This is a genomic window from Tistrella bauzanensis, assembly GCF_014636235.1.
Lineage (GTDB): Bacteria > Pseudomonadota > Alphaproteobacteria > Tistrellales > Tistrellaceae > Tistrella > Tistrella bauzanensis.
The window spans coordinates 26,564-42,417 of sequence record NZ_BMDZ01000051.1; the positions used below are offsets into that span (position 1 = coordinate 26,564).

Here is a 15,854-nt window from a genome sequence, read left to right on the forward strand (position 1 = left end):
AGCCGGCCATACGGTAAGCGGGCGGGCCTCTTCTGGTTTTACTCACGGCCCCGGCGCCAGGCAAGCAGGTCTAGATGTCCGACCACCAGCCGGCCGGGGCTGGCGGCGTCTCTGGCGGACCGGAAGGCCGCCGGCTGCCCGGCCGGCACCAGCCCGTCGGCCGCCAGATCCTCCAGCGCGCCGGCCACGCCATCGACCATCGCCGCATGCATCGCGGTATCCTCAGGCCCGATCACCCAGTCGGATGCCACCAGCCGCACCGCCATCCCCCGGTCGGTCAGCAGCCGCGCCAGTGCCGGTGCCGCGTCGGCCCCCAGCGCCACGCCGCCCAGGCCCTTGTCGCGGCGTTGATGATGGATGAAGCCGGCCACCGCCGCATCGTCGCCATCGGCCGGCGGCGACCAGTCCATGCGGCCGTCGAAGGTCAGCGCCCCCAGCATCGGCACGCCGCGTGCGGCCACCGCGTCGGCCAGCCTGACCAGCCAGTCCATGCCCGCCAGATCGATCAGGGCGGTGAAATGCACCAGATCGGCATCGGCGATCAGCCCGGACAGATCTTCCAGAGCCAGATCGGCCGGCTGATAGGTGACGCGCAGATCGCCCGCCACCACGGCCGGCAGCGTCGCCAGCCGGGTCTGACCCGCAGCGATCAGCGCCGGGTCGCGTTCCACCAACCGCCATGACTGATGAATGCCGGGGCTGAGCCAGCGGGTCAGACAGGGCGCCAGATGCAGCAGTCCGCCGCCGGTGCCGGCACCAAGGTCGACGATGGTCAACTGATTGCCCGGCCGGCGGCGCAGCATCGCGGCCAGCCGCCGTTCCAGCGCCGGCACACGCGCGGCATGGTCGAAACCCGCCCGCAGGTCCAGCCAGCCCGCATCAAAGCCGCCACGGCCGGTCTCGTCGCTCATGACCTGTCCTCTTCCGAAAGGCCCGCTTCCGAGAGGCCCGCCAGCGCGGCCAGCCGCCGTGCCTGATCGGGCCAGCGTGGCAGGGCGGCACCCGCCACGGCGGCACCCGCCGCCAATTGCCGGCGCAGATCGGCATCGGCGATCAGCCGCCCCAAGGCATGGGCCAGCGCCGGCACATCGCCCGGCGGCACCAGAATGCCGGCACTGGCCGGCACCAGATCGGGCACCGCGCCCGCGACGCATCCCACCACCGGCAGGCCGGCGGCCATCGCCTCGGCGAAGGCCATGCCATAGCCTTCAAACCGTGACGGCAGCACGAAGACGTCCGCCGCCGCATAGCAGCGGGCCAGTGCCGCACCCGACAGCACGCCATGACAGCGGATGCGATCGCCCAGCCCGGCGGCGTCGATCGCCGCCCGCACCCGCCCCGCATGGTCAGGGTCCAGCGTATCGGGCCCCACCAGATCCAGCCGCCATGTGCTGCCGCCCGGCGCCCCGCCCAGATCCGACAGGGCCGCGACCAGATCCTGATGCGCCTTGCGGGGCGTCAGGCTGGCCACGCATAACAGGCGGATCTCGCCGGCATTCCCGCCATCATCCGCCCCGCCATCATCCCCCGGCACGGCCGGCATCGCCGGTTCCACGGACAGGCCCGGCTCGATCACCACCACCGGATGCCGGGTCCAGCCGCCATCGGTCAGCAATGCCGCCGTGGCCGGGCTGGTGGCGACCACGCCATCCACCAGCGCCAGAGCCGCGCGTTCCTGCCGTTCCAGATCCGTCGCCCGATCTGCCGTCAGCCCGGTTTCCAGCGCCATCGGGTGATGCACCAGCGCCAGCAGGCGCGGACACCGCGCATGGCGCCGCAGATCCGCCAGCAGCGGCGCCAGCCCGGGCAGCGCCAGACCGTCGATCAGCATCGCGCCCACCGCCGGCGCATTGTCCGCATGCAGCCGCGCGTGGATCGCTTCGGCGCGGGCATCCTGGCCTGCCGGCAGGGCCAGTGTCTCCACCTCATGGCCCAGTGCCGCCAGCGCCGCCATGATCCGGCGGTCATAGACATAGCCGCCGGTCGCCAGATCCACCGGCCCCGGCACCACCAGCAGAAGATCGGTCATGCCGCCGCCCGGCCCACCGGCGCCTCATAGGCGGCCCAGGCGACATGGCTTTCCTTCAGCACGATCCGGATCGCCTCGATACCGGCGGCACTGGCGCCAAGCCGTCCATCCTCGATCGCCGCCGCCATCCGGCCGTGCAGATACTGCGCCAGGAATTCGGTGGTGGTGTTGATGCCGGCAAAGTCGGGCAGATCGTCCAGATTGCGATAGGCCAGAGGCTCAATCGCAGCCTTCAGGGCCGTGTGGGCCAGCCCGATATCGACCACCAGCCCATCGTCGTCCAGGCGGCTGCGCTTGAATTCCACATCCACCACATAGGTCGCGCCGTGCAGGCGCTGGGCGGGGCCGAAAATCTCGCCGCGAAAGCTGTGGGCGATCATCACATGGTCGCGGACGCCGAGCGTGAACATGGGTAGGGTCGATCCTTCTCCAGTTTGGGTCAATAGATCAGGCGCAGCACGGTGCCGGTCAGCGCCGGATCGGGGCCGGTGCCCGACAGATGGCCGGGCAGACGCGCCGGCGCCTGATCAAAGGCCACCGCATCGACCACCAGCGCGTCCAGCGCCGGATCGTCCAGCAGACCGAGTGCCACGTCCAGCCGGTCGGCATGGGTCAGTCTGGCGCGCCGGCCGGCCGCGACATGGCCGACCTGCGACGATATCAGCCGCAGCCGGCGGGCGTGGAAGCCATGGCCCAGATGCAGGCTCACCGGCCGGCTGCCATGCCAGCTCGCCTCGACCACCGTCGCCTCGAACCCGGCCAGGGTCAGCGCCTGATCCAGCCCGGCACCCGATGCGCTGGCGTTGATCACGATGTCGCGGTCGGGTGTCGCCGCGTCGGGCGCGCGGAAATCCAGATCCAGTGCCCGCGCCTGATCGCCTCGGCCCTGGTCGCGGTCGACGATCTGCACCACCGCCCCCGGCAGGCGCCGGGCCAGACGCGCGGCCAGCAGCCCGACCAGCCCGGCGCCGATCACGGTGATCCGGTCGCCCGGCCCGGCGCCGGCATCCCACAGCACGTTCAGCGCGGTTTCCATATTGGCGGCCAGCACCGCGCGCGCGGTGGGCACAATATCGGGCACCGGCCGCAGGGCGGCCCGGGGCAGAACGAACCGGTCCTGATGCGGGTGCAGCGCGAAGACCCGCCCGCCATCGGGTGTTTGCCCCACCGCCGCATAACCATATTTGACCGGGAACGGGAAATCGCCCTCCTGAAAGGGTGCGCGCATGCGTTGGTATTCTGTCTCCGGCACGCCTCCGGTGGCGATCAGGGTTTCTGTGCCCCGGCTGACGGCGGTTTGCAGGGTGGTCACCAACACCTCGTCCATGCCCGGCGCAGGCAGGGGCTGGGCGCGGATCTCGAACCGGCCTGGCGCTGTCGTCCACAAGGCCCGCGCAGTGGCCGTCATGCCCGCGCCTCCACCAGATCGAAGCAGCATTCCACCAGGATATCCGGCCCCAGGATGAAATTGCGGCAGGGCGGGCGCAGCGCCTCGGCCAGATCGTCGATTTCCGGCAGGCACAGCACCGGCCGGCCCGATCCCAGCAGCACCGGGGCGATGGCGACCTGAAGCCGGTCGACCAGCCGCGCCTCGATCAGACGCGACACCGTGACCCCGCCGCCTTCCACGAACAGGCGGCGGATGCCCAGGCGCCGCAGGGCCGCCAGTGCGGCCACCGGATCCAGCCGGCCGCAGGCGCTGCGCGGCACCGGCAGCCCGGTGACCGCATCACCGCCGGCAACGCAGCCAGCGGGCGCCGGCATGTCATCGGCATGGACGACCAGGGTGGGGGCAGCGCCGTCGCCGAACAGCTTGTGGTCGGTGCCAAGCCTGCCGCCGCTGTCGATGACCACGCGCAATGGGTTGGGGCCATCGACCAGCCGCACGGTCAGGCGCGGGTCGTCGGCGGCAACGGTGGCGGCGCCGACCAGCACGGCATCCGACAGGGCGCGCATACGGTGGGCATGAACGAGATCCTCCTCGCCCGACAGCCATTGCGAACAGCCGCTCATGGTGGCGATGCGACCGTCCAGACTCTGCGCCAGATGGGCATAGACCCGTGGCCGGTGGTCGGGTGCGGCGCGCAGCACCGGCAGATACAGATCCAGCAGCCGTGCCGCGGCCGGTTCCACCTCGATCCGGGTCGCCCAGCCGCCGGCAGGCCATGCAGGGCCCGATGGATGGGCCGGGTCATTGATCAGGATCGCATCGGCCTCGGCGGGGTTCGTCACCGGTCGCAAGCCGCCGTCACGACACAGCGCCAGCCCCGCCACCGGCTGGTTGGCGGCGGCGATCGCCAGCAGGCCGGCCCAGATATGGTCGTGCCCCAGCCGCACCAGTCGCGGGGCCGCCACCGGGGCGGCGGTCGCTGTTGCGGTGGCGGCGGACCGGCGGCTGGGCGGCGGCAGGGTCATGGTGGCACTGTCTCCTCATAGGCGGGATGGCTCCTCATAGGCGGGCCGGCTGTGGACTGTCGCCCGGAACCTGATAGGTCATCGGATGGTTGATCACCGCCTGAAACAGCCGGCCGACACCGCTTGTTCCAGGATTGATCGATCCGCTGGCCGCCACATTGCGTAAACCTGGAGCGGGCCGGTCTGAACGAGCATCGCTCAGGCTCACCGCCCTCATTCAACCCTTCACCGGTAAATCACGCCAACTATAAACCGTAACGTTCCCACGGCCGACCATCTACACCCGACCCGTCTTCGTCTCCATATGGTGTTGCATGACAGCGAAACGAGAGGCCGCTCCCCTGGCCACCCTGCGGCTCGATGCCGGCCTGCATGCGATCGGTGCCACCGGGGCGGTGGCGGCCGCGGGCATCTTGCTCGCCATGCAGGATGACAGCCTGCTGTCGCCGGTCTATCCCGTCAAGGCCGTGGCCTGGCTGGCCTGCGCGCTGGCTCTGGCCTGGCCGGCACTGGCCCAGCATCTGCCGCAGCGGCGCATTGGCCCTGCCAATCGTGTCACCCTGTTCCGCGCCGGTCTGGTGGCGCTGGTCGCGGCCGCGATCGGCGAGCCGTTGATGGCGCATGATCAGGGCGGCGGCTCGGCCCTGACCGCCTGGGTGCTGTTCGCCACCGCCGCCATCTGTCTGGCGCTGGACGGGGTGGATGGCTGGATCGCGCGGCGCCGCAAGGTGGCGAGCCCGTTCGGCGCCCGGTTCGACATGGAGCTTGATGCCCTGTTCGTGGCCGTGCTGTCGCTGGCGGCGCTGGATGCAGGCCGGGCCGGCGGCTGGGTTCTGGTGGCGGGCGGCCTGCGCTATGCCTGGGTGTTGGCATCGTGGATCTGGCCGCTACTGGCCCGGCCGCTGCCGGCCAGCCATCGCCGCCGTGCCGTCTGCGCGCTGGGTGTGGCGGCGCTGGTGGGTGCGCTGAACCCGGTCTCGGCCGTGGCCGGCACCGTCTCGGCGGCGCTCGCGGTTGCCATGCTCGCCGCCTCTTTCGCCATCGATCTGGTTCTGGTGCTGCGCAAGCGGGCCGATGACGGCAGCGCCGGCGGCGACACCGACAACATGGCCCATACAGGGAGAGGACCGTCATGACCCTTCACGCCCACCGGACACCGGCCACGGCAGCACAGATCCGCAATCGGGCGGCCCACGGCCGGATGATATCGCTTCTGATGGCGGGTTTGATCGCCGCCGCGGCGGTCTTCGGTACGGGCCGGATGGCACGTGCCGAGCCTGCGACCTACACGCTCGATCCCGAACACGCCGTGGTCGGCTTTCTGGTGATGCATGCGGGCTTTGCCAATGTGCTGGGCCGGTTCGATCAGGTGGAGGGCAGCTTTGTGTTCGACGAGGCGGCGCCTGCGCTGGAGCAGGGCGAGATCCGGGTGAAGACCGCCAGCGTGTCGACCGCCCACGACAAGCGCGACGAGCATCTGCGCGGCCCCGATTTCCTGAACGCCGATGAATTTCCCGAGATGATCTTCCGGCTGGATCAGGCCGAGGCGACCGCCGGTCGGCAGGGCACCGTGACCGGCACGCTGGAGCTTCTGGGCGTCCGCAAGCCGCTGACACTTGACGTCACATGGAACAAGAGCGCCGAATATCCCTTCGGCACTGGCGTATTCGGCGCGCGCCCCTATGTTGTGGGGGTTTCTGCGCGTGGTACGATCCGGCGCAGCGATTTCGGCATGACCTACGGCCTGGACGGCGACCTTGTCGGTGACGAGATCTCGCTGATCCTTGAAATGGAGGCACGCCGGGAGTGAATGTGACATCGACGGTGACTGTGACATCGACGACCGCAGAAGCGGCAGGCGACGGGAAGGGCCAGATGAGCGACGCGAATGAGCGGCACCTTCAGCGTGCCCAGGCGGAATTGCGCGCTGGTGGTGCCGTGCTGTTGCGCGACGACCAGAACGATGTCCTGGTGATGTCGCCGGAACGGGCGGCGCCCGACCGGCTGGCGGCCCTGGCAGCCCTGACCGGCGCCCCCGCCGATCTGCTGATTTCGCGTCGCCGTGCCGCCCTGGCCGGGCTGGTGGCCCCGATCGACTCCGATGACCCACGCGGGGTGGAGCCTGTGGCGGCCCCGATCCGTGATATTCACGACCCGTCCTGGCGGCTGGCGGCCGACCCGATGCTGTCGGGCGACGGCGCCACGGCGCGCGCCCATGCCCTGGGCCGGCTCAGGCCCGCAGGGCGCGCCTCGGCGGCCGCGATCGCGCTTGCCAAGCGCGGCGGGTTGCTGCCGGCGCTGGTGGCGGTGGAGCGCCCCGCCGGCCAGTTGCCCGGTGCCGCCGCGACGCTCGACCCGGTGGTGATCGACGCCCGGTTGCTGAAGGAAGGCCAGATCGCCGCCGGCCATCTGACACAGGTGGCCGAGGCCCGTGTGCCGCTGGCCGATGCCGAAAATTGCCGGCTGATCGCCTTCCGCCCGGCCGATGGCGGGCCTGAACATCTGGCGATCGTGGTGGGAGAGCCCAACCCGGCGGCGCCGATCCTGGCCCGGCTGCATTCCGAATGCTTCACCGGCGATCTGCTGGGTTCGCTGCGCTGCGATTGCGGCGAACAGTTGAAAGGTGCCATCCGTGCCATGGCCGCCAGCGGCGGCGGCGTTGTGCTGTATCTAGCCCAGGAAGGCCGCGGCATTGGGCTGATCAACAAGCTGCGCGCCTATGCATTGCAGGATCGCGGGCTGGATACGGTCGATGCCAATCTGACGCTGGGTTACGAGGCGGATGAACGCGATTTCCGCCCGGCGGCCGAGATGCTGCGGGCGCTGGGCCACACCCGCATCCGGCTGTTGACCAACAACCCGGCCAAGGTGGTGGCGCTGGGCACCCATGGCATCGAGGTGGTGGAGCGGGTGCCCCATGCCTTCCCCGCCAATGGCCACAATGCCGGCTATCTGTCGACCAAGGCACGGCGCGCCGGCCATATGCTGTAAGACCGGCCGCACCCGGTGGAGCGTGGCCCGCCCGGGGCCGGCAAGGGCTGCCGACCGGCAATTCCTGCCCCCGGCAACCCGGCCTTGGCCTCTATGAACGACCGGGGCCGCCTGCGCCGAACGCGCCGCTCCACACACCCACCCCACGCCGCATCGCCCTGCAAACCGGGTTCTGCGGTGTTTTTCGTGATCTGTAGGGCATTTGGGGCATCTGGCACGATGCTTGAAAGGGACAGGGCTCACAGGTGCCACAGGGCATGTGGCACCCCCTGTTCCCCTTCATCGCAACCGGTTTCCCCCCGATGTTCATCAGCGACCGCTCGGAATACCGCTATGACACGCCGGCTTGGGCCGGCGGTGCCAGCGATATGCCGCCGGCACGTGGCCGCGACGCCGAGGCCACGGCCGTCGACACGGGAACGAGCGCGAAAGAGATCGGCTTCTGGGGCGAGGACGGCTTCACCTTTGGGGATCTGGTCGACCTCGTCAATCCGTTGCAGCAACTGCCGATCGTGGGCACGGTCTATCGGGCAATCACCGGCGACAGCATTGCCCCCGGCGCCCGGATGCTGGGCAGCATCGCCTTTGGCGGCCCGGTCGGCCTGATCGGCGCCATGATGGAAAACGCCACCACCGACACCAACGGCGCCACGCTGGGCGACCGCATGCTCGCCTGGGTGACCGGCGACGAGGCCGGCAGCGACACCGGCGGCACCGCCCTGGCCGATGCCGGCGATGACAGCGCCCTGCCCGACCCCGCCACCACCACCGGCATGGTCGACACCGCCGCCGCCGATACCCAGCGTCTGGCCGGCAGTGCCTATGCCGCCACCCTCGGCCAGCCGCCGCGCGAGAAGCCGGCCGGCGCCGCCGAGGCGCAACTGGCGCAGGGGCAGCCAGCCGCCGGTGGTCGCGGCCTGAACGAAGACCAGTTCGCGGCGCTGCTGGGCGCCTTCGGTGCCGCCCCGGCGCCGGCGGCGGCACCCGGACGACTGCCGGCCACCGCCAGCCTGGCGATCGATGAAGCCGAGGCCCGCGCCGCCGGCGCCCGCCGCACCAATGACCGGCGCACCGACGACCGCCGCACCGACGGCGCCCGGCCCAGCGAGCGCGAAATTGAAGCCATGCTGCGCGACAGCATCCCCGGCGGCGGTGCCGGCGGTACGCCGCTTGCGGATCTGTCCTTCGACGACGGCGCCAGCGGCCGGCTCGCTGGTGGCGGATCCTCTGGCAGCGATATGGGCGGCCGGATCATACCCGCCGCCGCCTTCCTTGGCATCGACGGCCCCACCGCCCTGAAGCCGCGCCTGCCCGTCACCGCGCCTGGCGCCGCCGCCTATGCCGCCCGCCAATCCTCTGCCCCCCGCCCCGATACCGCCCGTTCCAGCGACGAGGCCACCCAGGCGGCACAGGTCGAGCAGTTGCAGGCGCTGAACAGGCCGGCACCGGCCGACAGCGACGCCGCCGCCAATGCCGATACCAGTGCGGCGGCCGCAGCCGCAGGTCCGCTCGCGGCCGCCGATTTCGCGGCCCGGATGAACCAGGCGCTGGACCGCTATCAGGCACAGATGCGCGCCAGCCGGGGCGCCGCCGCCGGCTCGGCCGGTATCGCCCGCGACTTGTAAGGCTCCGCGATCTCTGGTCCCCGCGATCCTCGGGCCCCGCGATCTTCGAGCCTTAAGGCGAAATGCTGAGGCACCGTGACAATTGCGGGTCATGGGCCGCTTGCGGTTCAAGCCGTGCCGCCGACGTGGCAGACTAGGCACCATGCTTGTACGTTATGATCCCCTGCTCGCAAAATTCCGGTTCTGGTGGCGTGATCGGCGATTGCCGGTCGCGATCGGCCGCAACGGCATCACGGTCGCCAAGCGCGAAGGTGACGGTGCCACCCCGATCGGCACCTTGCCGATCCGCCGGGTGCTGTATCGGGCCGACCGCATCGAGCCGCCGCAGACCCGGCTGCCGGTCGAGGAAATCCTCCCCGAGCATGGCTGGTGCGACGAGCCGGAGAACCCGTTCTACAATCGCCCGGTCGATCTGCCCTTCCCCGCCCATCACGAACGGTTGTGGCGCGACGACCACGTCTATGACCTGATCGCGGTGCTGGGCTGGAATGATGCACCGGTGGTGCCGGGCCGTGGCAGCGCCATCTTTCTGCACGTGGCCCGGCCGGATTTCGCCGGCACCGAGGGCTGCATCGCGCTGGCGATGGATGACCTGCGCGGCGTGCTGGCCGATGCCGGCCCCGGCGACACGCTGACCATCAGCGCCCGCTTCTGACCTTCAGGATCTGATCGCCAAGGACGTCCGATCCCACGGCGTCCGGCCCTACCGCGTCTCAGGCGCCGGGCAGCGGCGGCCGGCTGCCGAAGATCGCCGTGCCAACCCGGACATGGGTGGCGCCCAGTTGCACCGCGACGGTGAAATCGCCGCTCATCCCCATGCTCAACACCGGCAGGTCATGGGCTTTCGCCATATCGGCCAGCAGGGCGAAATGCGGCCCCGGCTGATCATCGACCGGTGGAATGCACATCAGCCCCTTGATGCCCAGGCCCAGCTCCTCGCGGCATTCACGCAGAAATCCATCCAGATCGGCCGGCAGCACCCCGGCTTTCTGCGGCTCCTCGCCGGTATTCACCTGCACCAGCAGCCGCGGCAGACGGCCTGCCTGCCCCGCCTCTTCCGCCAGTTTGCGCGCCAGTTTCGGCCGGTCGACGCTCTGGATCACGTCGAACAGCTCAACCGCCTCGCGCAGTTTGTTGGTCTGCAACGGCCCGATCAGATGCAGTTCGATATCGGGAAAGTCCGCGCGCAGCGCGGGCCATTTGCCGGCCGCTTCCTGAACCCGGTTCTCCCCGAACACCCGCTGCCCCGCGTCCAGCGCCGGCCGGATCGCCGGCCCGTCATGGGTCTTGGACACGGCGACCAGGGTCACATCGGCGGGTACGCGCCCGGCATCGCGGGCGACGCGGTCGATCTCGGCCCTGACATGAGCCAGGTTGGCCTTGACGTCGGTCATCGGCTGGGGCTCCCTCAAGGCTTGCGGATGTGCAGGACCGGGCCAACGGCCCCGCCACCACCCTTCATGCATGGGCGACTGCGATATGGGGCGCCATCATAGCCGAGGCAGCAGGCTTCTCAACAGCGGCGGCATGCACCGCCTGACGGTTCTGGTCACCGACCGCCCCCGCCAGGGCCCGCCCGAAGCCGGCCTGACCCGGGGCCTCAGGCGTGGCGACGCCGTGCTGCTGCGCGATTATCCGGCGGCCGACCGTCCCGCCCTCGCCCGTCGCTGGCGCGCCATCACCCGCGCGCGCGGCCTGGTCCTGATCATCGCCGGCGATATCGGGCTGGCGCTGGCGGTGGGGGCCGACGGTCTGCATCTGCCCGGCCACCTTATGCATCGGCCCGATATCCAGCGTCGGCCGCGCCCGATGCTGGTAACCGCCGCCGCCCATGGCCGGGTCGATCTGATCCGCGCCCGGCGCCTGAAGGTCGATCTGGTCCTGGTCTCCCCGGTGCTGCCCACCCGCAGCCACCCCGGCGCCCGGGTGCTGGGGCCGCTGCGCTTCCGGGCACTGGCCACGCGCGCCGGCCTGCCGGTGCTGGCGATGGGCGGCATGACCGCCACCACGTTTCGCCAGGTGACCCCCTGCCCCAACCTCAAGGGCTTCGCGGCCATCGACGCCTTCGCGCGCTGACCGCAGGCCCCGGTCGCGCCGCTCAATCCGGCGGCGCCACCGCCGCATCGACCAGCTTTTCCAGCCACAGGCTGGATTCATAGGCGCCTTCCAGCAGCGGCAGGCCACCGGCGATACCGTTCTGCACCCGGCCGGTCATCCGGGTGGCGACGTAGCGGCTGGCGAACAGCGGCTTGTAACCGCCGGTGAACAGCAGTGCCGCCACCGCCGGCTGTTCGTTATAGCCCCGCCACGCCCAGCTCTGCGGATAGCCGTCAGGCAGGAAGATGTCGTGGAAATGAATCAGAACGCCCTTGGGCAGGATCGGCAGAATCCGGTTCAGCACGATGTCGACGTCACTGCCCGGCATCAGGATATGGCTGCTGTCCACCACCAGCATGTCGCCCGGGCCCAGCGCCGCGAAATGGCCCAGCGGCACACTTTGCAGCGGCTTGCGGATCACCGCGATGCCAAGTTCGTCGATCGCGGCGCGCGGTTCGGGGTCGATCGCGGTCATCTCGGCGCCGTGGCCGTCATCCCTCAATGCCTGAACGATGAAGCGTGTGGAATGGCCCGATCCAACCTCGATGATCCGCCGCGGCCGGGCTGCCCGCACCATGGTATAGGCGGCCAGCGCATCCAGTCGCGGAAACCAGTCCTGCGACCAGCGCGGCGCCGGCGGCCGCGCACCGGCAAGGCGTGCCAGATCGTCGCGATAATCGGCCGCGGCATCCAGCACGGCCGCAAACACCGGTTCCATGGCCTGGAACAGCGCCTCGGCGGCCGGATGCGGCCCCTTGGGTCGGGCCGCCTCCACCTGTTCCGCATAACGATATGGAATGAAATAGCCGCGCTTTGCCAGACCGAGCGCGGTCGACAGGGCTAAACGCCGGGCACGCTGCTCGCTCATTGTGTCCTTTCACCGTCGCCCGCCATCGTCCCCGCCTCGGGATCCGGCAGCGCATCGGCATAATCTGCGGGGATATAGCCGAACCGCGCCATCTGCTGGTGATGATCGGCGATGATCCGGCGGATCTGGTCTGGGGTCAGGCGTTCACGCCACTTGCCGGCGCCGCCCGATCGGAAGAAGGCTTTGGAATTGACGCTGCGCTCGCGGAAGCCGTGACGCTCTTCCATCTGTTTCAGCATCTTGAATGACGAAAAACGGATCGCCCGCTCCAGCCGTTCGCGCGGCGGCTTCAGGCCCAGAAAATCGGTGAGCTTGCGGAAGGTCTGCTGCGGCCGGTCGGTCATGTCCTCATAGCGCATGACATGCAGGCCCGGGTTTGGCACCTGGGTCCAGCTTTTCACATGCTGCGACCAGCTACCCAACACCTCGAACACATTGCGCTCGTCAGTGGCGGTGATCGCGCCCTCATTGGCCATCATCGCACTGGCACCGTCGATATCCAGGCCGAAATGATCGGCCACCGACGACACCACGTCCAGCGGATTGCGCACGATGTAAATCCCGCCGGCGCTGTGGGCCATGCTGATCAGCGGCACGCCATGGCGCTCAGCCACCATGTTGTGGGTCTTGGCGAAGACGCTGTCGGGGAAAGCCAGGGTCATATCGCGCTGCACCAGCGGCCGGATCTTCATGATCTCGGCCTCGGTCGCCTCGGTCAGCGGCTTGTCCAGATAGCGCAGATACCAGTGGGGCTTGCTTTCCCCTAAGCAGAATTCGGCGAAGCGGTCGGGCGGCACCGGGGACTTGGCATCGCGCAGCAGATTATGGAGGAACGCGCGGGTCCAGGTGTTGCCCGATTTAGGATAAGAGGCGAGCCAGATGATCGCGCCCATGACAGCAAAAATCCTCGACCGGATATCCGACGACATGGGCCGCCGGCATTGGGAATGCGTGGTTCCCATCCATAGCCGAAAATGCCGCCGGACAAAAGCTGCCCGACAGATGACTGGCCGCCATGCCCGCGCCGGCCGCCATACAAAAAGGGCGGGTCCGAAGCCCCGCCCTCTTTTCGTGCCATCGACCCGGAAGGCTGATGACAGCGGTGATACCGACAGGATCAGAAGTTGATGCCGGTACCAACCAGGAAGGACGTGCCTTCCTGACGTGCGGTCGCGCGATCGCTCTCCGCATTGATGAACTGGACGCCAGCGCTCAGGTTCACACCCGGACCCATGGCATAGGTGCCACCGATCTCGTAGAGCTCGAGCTCGTCATCGCCACTGCCGTTGCTGAACTCACGGGCGCTGAGCGCGTAGGCGCCGCCAACGGTATACGGACCAACGGCGTAGGTCAGGCCCACCTGCCAACGATCCATGTCGTTGTCGCCCTCAAGGCCGTTGTTGTCGTTGATGTAGGAGCCGCCGAAGGTAAAGCCGGCATAGCCCACATTCATGCCCAGGCTCCAGACCTGCAGGTCGTCCGCGTTGAACCCGTCCACGTCGAGCCCGTCCGCCTCAAGGCTGCCCTTCAGGTAACCACCTGACACGGCCAGATCGACGGCGCCAAGCTTGTTGACATAGTTGACGCCGACTTCGACGATCTGCTCCTGCCGGCCGGCCACGTCATCAGTCAGGTTGCCATAGGAGTTCGACGAACCACCCGTGCCACCCGCGAGGCTCGGGGTGTACGACAGACCGAGCTGGAAGCCGGCCATGCGTGGGGTGAAATAGGTCAGTTTGTTGGCGTCAGACGTCTCGTTCATACGGGTGACATCGGTCCGATTGTCGCCAATCGAGAAACCAAAGAAGTTTGGAGTGTCCATACCATGGCCAACGATGGCCGTCGGCGCGGCGTACTGCATGAGATAGGCAGCCGAGTTCTCGGCACCGAGCAGCACGCGGCCCCAGGAGCCATCGAAATAGACATAGTGCTCGTCGATCTGGTCGCCGGTGGTATAGCCTTCCAACTGCACCTGCACACCGACCTTCAGGCCGTTGTCAAGGACGGTCTCGCCCAGGAAGTGAATTTCACCTTCCTGAACAACGCTGTCGCTGCGATAGGCGGTCCCGCCGATGTCGTCCTGGTCGGTGATCTTGAAGAACGACTGGTAGTAGCCGCCCAGGCCCAGCTTGATCGGCTCCGCAGCAGATGCCTGGCCGGCGATGAGACCGACCGCGACGAGCGCCGTGGTGCCGATGAGAATCTTCTTCATGGTCATGCTCTCCCTGCATTTTCTGACCGGATCGTGGTGTCACGACGCGCTGATTGGTGTGTTGGAACAAACATGGCCGATTCCCGTGCATCGCTATCCATGCCCGCCATAGATTTGTGACATCCTTCACATTGCAATGGCATCATCGTGATGTTCGTCACATTTACGAGGCTAATAGAGCGTGCACACCTGATCGGCGTCAAGGAAGCAGCGAGCATCCCTTGTCGCCTTGCCGCCAGGACGTGCCCTTTCCGCAACAGTTTGCAGTGCAAAATTGCCGCGCATGCCATGATGATGACGCCTATATAGTGTCTTGTGGCCACTCCCTCATGGATGTACCTTATTTGAACGTGCCCCTATGCATGAGGTCACCATGTTCGGATATCAGCTTTCCCGCATAGCCAGATCGGCCACGCTGCTTTTCATTATGGCGGCTGGCCCCGCTTTCGCCCAGAACGGGCTCGATGGCAGCTTTCACGCACCGGTCCCAAGCACCGAGTTGGTCTGGCAGGGAGAGACCCATAGCGGAAACTACACCAGTCACAATGTCTTCATAGGGGTAGACGGCTTCAAGATCATGTTCAAGCGGGGCAGTGTCGAGGATGGAGCCTGGATCCCGTTCTGCTATAGCTGCGCGCGGAATGTCATCGATATGGATGCCTATGCTGCCCTCTGGCCCCTGGAGGTCGGCAAGTCGGTGTCCTTCCGCCGCAAGCGGGCCGACGGCAATCGCGAATGGGCGCATGTGATCACGGTAACCGGAACCGAATCTGTCACCGTCGGCGCAGGGACGTTCGACACCTTCGTTGTGGAGGAAGTCGCCACCAGTATTGGAGGAAGTTGGCGCAGCACGAGCCATTTCTGGTGGGCACCTGCCGTCAATTACATGGTGAAGCAAGAAATAGAAGAAAGCAGCGGACAATGGAGCCGCGACCAGGTTATCAATATCAAATCCCGGTGAGCCACTTCAAAAGATATGGTGGGGATAGTCGCATGGTATCCAAAATAATTGTCGCATGTTGTCTTCTGGCAGTGGCCGGATGCCAATCTACGACGGTTGCAGAAAATGCTACTCAGTTGACTGTCGAGTTTGATTGGCAAGGCATATCCGCATGCAGTTCTGTCTCACCTGAAATCCGCATTGCCAATGTGCCCGCAGAGACCAGATTTGTGGATATACAAATGGTGGATCTGGACTTCAGGACATTCAATCACGGCGGCGGAACAATAGCCTATTCTGGTCATGGCATCATAGAAAAAGGCGCCCTACCCACTTATGCTGGTCCTTGCCCTCCTGGCGGAATCACCCACCGCTATGAGTTCACTGTACATGCCCTGAACGAAGACAAAACCTTGATTTTGGGCCACGGAAAATCCAGTGCAACATTTCCTCCGGTCAGATAGCAATATATGGGCATGTCTCTGATGAGGCGGAGCCATATCGGAACTGAATCAAATGACCAGACGTGGTCATTGAATCGCCCGCAGATCGATATCTTTCTGATTGCGCACTGACGCTAAAAGCCTGCGCTGTGGAGCCTGTTGCAGAATGGGCTCCAAACCTGTCGATGTCCGCTTGCCCCCGCGCTGCGGGGCTGATTCCCTCGGGTGAGGTGA

Annotated in this window: 17 protein-coding genes; 8 read left to right on the plus strand and 9 right to left on the minus strand. The window is 67.5% G+C overall.

What is annotated here, in order from left to right; genetic code table 11:
* Positions 1-38: 38 nt before the first annotated feature.
* The 5 genes from IEW15_RS18405 to IEW15_RS18425 are packed head-to-tail and all read right to left on the minus strand — an operon-like array spanning position 39 to position 4,444.
* Positions 39-911 (minus strand): SAM-dependent methyltransferase, encoded by an 873-nt coding sequence (locus IEW15_RS18405; protein ID WP_188580613.1) that lies wholly within the window; start codon positions 909-911, stop codon positions 39-41.
* A complete protein-coding gene (locus tag IEW15_RS18410; protein WP_188580615.1) occupies positions 908-2,029 on the minus strand; it encodes a glycosyltransferase family 4 protein in 1,122 nt (373 codons plus the stop codon). The genes IEW15_RS18405 and IEW15_RS18410 overlap by 4 nt, the downstream gene beginning before the upstream one ends.
* Complete coding sequence (locus IEW15_RS18415) at positions 2,026-2,439, minus strand: 6-pyruvoyl trahydropterin synthase family protein (protein ID WP_188580616.1); 414 nt, start codon at positions 2,437-2,439, stop codon at positions 2,026-2,028. The genes IEW15_RS18410 and IEW15_RS18415 overlap by 4 nt, the downstream gene beginning before the upstream one ends.
* Before the next feature lie 29 nt (positions 2,440-2,468).
* Positions 2,469-3,437: a zinc-dependent alcohol dehydrogenase gene (locus IEW15_RS18420; protein ID WP_188580618.1), complete on the minus strand. Its 969-nt coding sequence runs from the start codon at positions 3,435-3,437 to the stop codon at positions 2,469-2,471.
* A complete protein-coding gene (locus IEW15_RS18425) occupies positions 3,434-4,444 on the minus strand; it encodes a RibD family protein (RefSeq protein ID WP_188580620.1) in 1,011 nt (336 codons plus the stop codon). The genes IEW15_RS18420 and IEW15_RS18425 overlap by 4 nt, the downstream gene beginning before the upstream one ends.
* Positions 4,445-4,758: 314 nt before the next feature.
* Here IEW15_RS18425 and IEW15_RS18430 point away from each other — a divergent pair, with 314 nt between their 5' ends.
* The 5 genes from IEW15_RS18430 to IEW15_RS18450 all read left to right on the plus strand — a co-directional run bounded on the left by IEW15_RS18430 (position 4,759) and on the right by IEW15_RS18450 (position 9,715).
* On the plus strand, positions 4,759-5,580 hold the full coding sequence (locus IEW15_RS18430) for a CDP-alcohol phosphatidyltransferase family protein (RefSeq protein WP_188580621.1): 822 nt from the start codon (positions 4,759-4,761) through the stop codon (positions 5,578-5,580).
* Between the two features lie 80 nt (positions 5,581-5,660).
* Positions 5,661-6,254, plus strand: a complete 594-nt coding sequence (locus IEW15_RS18435) for a YceI family protein (RefSeq protein ID WP_372402872.1) — start codon at positions 5,661-5,663, stop codon at positions 6,252-6,254.
* A gap of 65 nt (positions 6,255-6,319) precedes the next feature.
* Positions 6,320-7,435, plus strand: coding sequence for a GTP cyclohydrolase II (gene ribA, locus IEW15_RS18440; protein WP_188580623.1), 1,116 nt, complete (start codon positions 6,320-6,322; stop codon positions 7,433-7,435).
* Between the two features lie 257 nt (positions 7,436-7,692).
* Positions 7,693-9,060, plus strand: a complete 1,368-nt coding sequence (locus IEW15_RS18445) for a hypothetical protein (protein ID WP_188580626.1) — start codon at positions 7,693-7,695, stop codon at positions 9,058-9,060.
* Positions 9,061-9,202: 142 nt separating this feature from the next.
* Positions 9,203-9,715, plus strand: coding sequence for a L,D-transpeptidase family protein (locus tag IEW15_RS18450; protein ID WP_188580628.1), 513 nt, complete (start codon positions 9,203-9,205; stop codon positions 9,713-9,715).
* A 58-nt stretch (positions 9,716-9,773) separates the two neighbouring features.
* On the opposite strand, the gene IEW15_RS18455 is transcribed toward IEW15_RS18450, so the two are convergent.
* Complete coding sequence (locus tag IEW15_RS18455) at positions 9,774-10,454, minus strand: YggS family pyridoxal phosphate-dependent enzyme (protein ID WP_188580630.1); 681 nt, start codon at positions 10,452-10,454, stop codon at positions 9,774-9,776.
* Positions 10,455-10,587: 133 nt separating this feature from the next.
* Here IEW15_RS18455 and IEW15_RS18460 point away from each other — a divergent pair, with 133 nt between their 5' ends.
* Entirely contained in the window at positions 10,588-11,136 is a 549-nt protein-coding gene (locus IEW15_RS18460) for a thiamine phosphate synthase (RefSeq protein WP_188580633.1), read from the plus strand.
* A 22-nt stretch (positions 11,137-11,158) separates the two neighbouring features.
* Here IEW15_RS18460 and IEW15_RS18465 read toward each other — a convergent pair whose 3' ends face one another.
* The 3 genes from IEW15_RS18465 to IEW15_RS18475 all read right to left on the minus strand — a co-directional run bounded on the left by IEW15_RS18465 (position 11,159) and on the right by IEW15_RS18475 (position 14,237).
* Positions 11,159-12,025, minus strand: coding sequence for a class I SAM-dependent methyltransferase (locus IEW15_RS18465; protein WP_188580635.1), 867 nt, complete (start codon positions 12,023-12,025; stop codon positions 11,159-11,161).
* Positions 12,022-12,918 carry a sulfotransferase domain-containing protein gene (locus IEW15_RS18470; protein ID WP_188580637.1) on the minus strand — a complete coding sequence of 299 codons (897 nt, stop codon included), beginning with the start codon at positions 12,916-12,918 and terminating at the stop codon, positions 12,022-12,024. The genes IEW15_RS18465 and IEW15_RS18470 overlap by 4 nt, the downstream gene beginning before the upstream one ends.
* A gap of 224 nt (positions 12,919-13,142) precedes the next feature.
* A complete protein-coding gene (locus tag IEW15_RS18475; RefSeq protein WP_188580639.1) occupies positions 13,143-14,237 on the minus strand; it encodes a porin in 1,095 nt (364 codons plus the stop codon).
* Between the two features lie 373 nt (positions 14,238-14,610).
* Between IEW15_RS18475 and IEW15_RS18480 the strand changes: the two genes are divergently transcribed.
* Positions 14,611-15,198, plus strand: coding sequence for a DUF3108 domain-containing protein (locus IEW15_RS18480; RefSeq protein WP_188580642.1), 588 nt, complete (start codon positions 14,611-14,613; stop codon positions 15,196-15,198).
* A 32-nt stretch (positions 15,199-15,230) separates the two neighbouring features.
* Positions 15,231-15,641 (plus strand): YbhB/YbcL family Raf kinase inhibitor-like protein, encoded by a 411-nt coding sequence (locus IEW15_RS18485; RefSeq protein ID WP_188580644.1) that lies wholly within the window; start codon positions 15,231-15,233, stop codon positions 15,639-15,641.
* Positions 15,642-15,854 lie beyond the last annotated feature (213 nt).

Excerpts from the sequence above, each read along its gene's own strand:
- IEW15_RS18405 (WP_188580613.1), bottom strand. The coding sequence starts at position 911 with ATGAGCGACGAGACCGGCCGTGGCGGCTTTGATGCGGGCTGGCTGGAC.
- IEW15_RS18410 (WP_188580615.1), bottom strand. The coding sequence starts at position 2,029 with ATGACCGATCTTCTGCTGGTGGTGCCGGGGCCGGTGGATCTGGCGACC.
- IEW15_RS18415 (WP_188580616.1), bottom strand. The coding sequence starts at position 2,439 with ATGTTCACGCTCGGCGTCCGCGACCATGTGATGATCGCCCACAGCTTT.
- IEW15_RS18420 (WP_188580618.1), bottom strand. The coding sequence starts at position 3,437 with ATGACGGCCACTGCGCGGGCCTTGTGGACGACAGCGCCAGGCCGGTTC.
- IEW15_RS18425 (WP_188580620.1), bottom strand. The coding sequence starts at position 4,444 with ATGACCCTGCCGCCGCCCAGCCGCCGGTCCGCCGCCACCGCAACAGCG.
- IEW15_RS18430 (WP_188580621.1), top strand. The coding sequence starts at position 4,759 with ATGACAGCGAAACGAGAGGCCGCTCCCCTGGCCACCCTGCGGCTCGAT.
- IEW15_RS18435 (WP_372402872.1), top strand. The coding sequence starts at position 5,661 with ATGGCGGGTTTGATCGCCGCCGCGGCGGTCTTCGGTACGGGCCGGATG.
- ribA (WP_188580623.1), top strand. The coding sequence starts at position 6,320 with ATGAGCGACGCGAATGAGCGGCACCTTCAGCGTGCCCAGGCGGAATTG.
- IEW15_RS18445 (WP_188580626.1), top strand. The coding sequence starts at position 7,693 with ATGTGGCACCCCCTGTTCCCCTTCATCGCAACCGGTTTCCCCCCGATG.
- IEW15_RS18450 (WP_188580628.1), top strand. The coding sequence starts at position 9,203 with ATGCTTGTACGTTATGATCCCCTGCTCGCAAAATTCCGGTTCTGGTGG.
- IEW15_RS18455 (WP_188580630.1), bottom strand. The coding sequence starts at position 10,454 with ATGACCGACGTCAAGGCCAACCTGGCTCATGTCAGGGCCGAGATCGAC.
- IEW15_RS18460 (WP_188580633.1), top strand. The coding sequence starts at position 10,588 with ATGCACCGCCTGACGGTTCTGGTCACCGACCGCCCCCGCCAGGGCCCG.
- IEW15_RS18465 (WP_188580635.1), bottom strand. The coding sequence starts at position 12,025 with ATGAGCGAGCAGCGTGCCCGGCGTTTAGCCCTGTCGACCGCGCTCGGT.
- IEW15_RS18470 (WP_188580637.1), bottom strand. The coding sequence starts at position 12,918 with ATGGGCGCGATCATCTGGCTCGCCTCTTATCCTAAATCGGGCAACACC.
- IEW15_RS18475 (WP_188580639.1), bottom strand. The coding sequence starts at position 14,237 with ATGAAGAAGATTCTCATCGGCACCACGGCGCTCGTCGCGGTCGGTCTC.
- IEW15_RS18480 (WP_188580642.1), top strand. The coding sequence starts at position 14,611 with ATGTTCGGATATCAGCTTTCCCGCATAGCCAGATCGGCCACGCTGCTT.
- IEW15_RS18485 (WP_188580644.1), top strand. The coding sequence starts at position 15,231 with ATGGTATCCAAAATAATTGTCGCATGTTGTCTTCTGGCAGTGGCCGGA.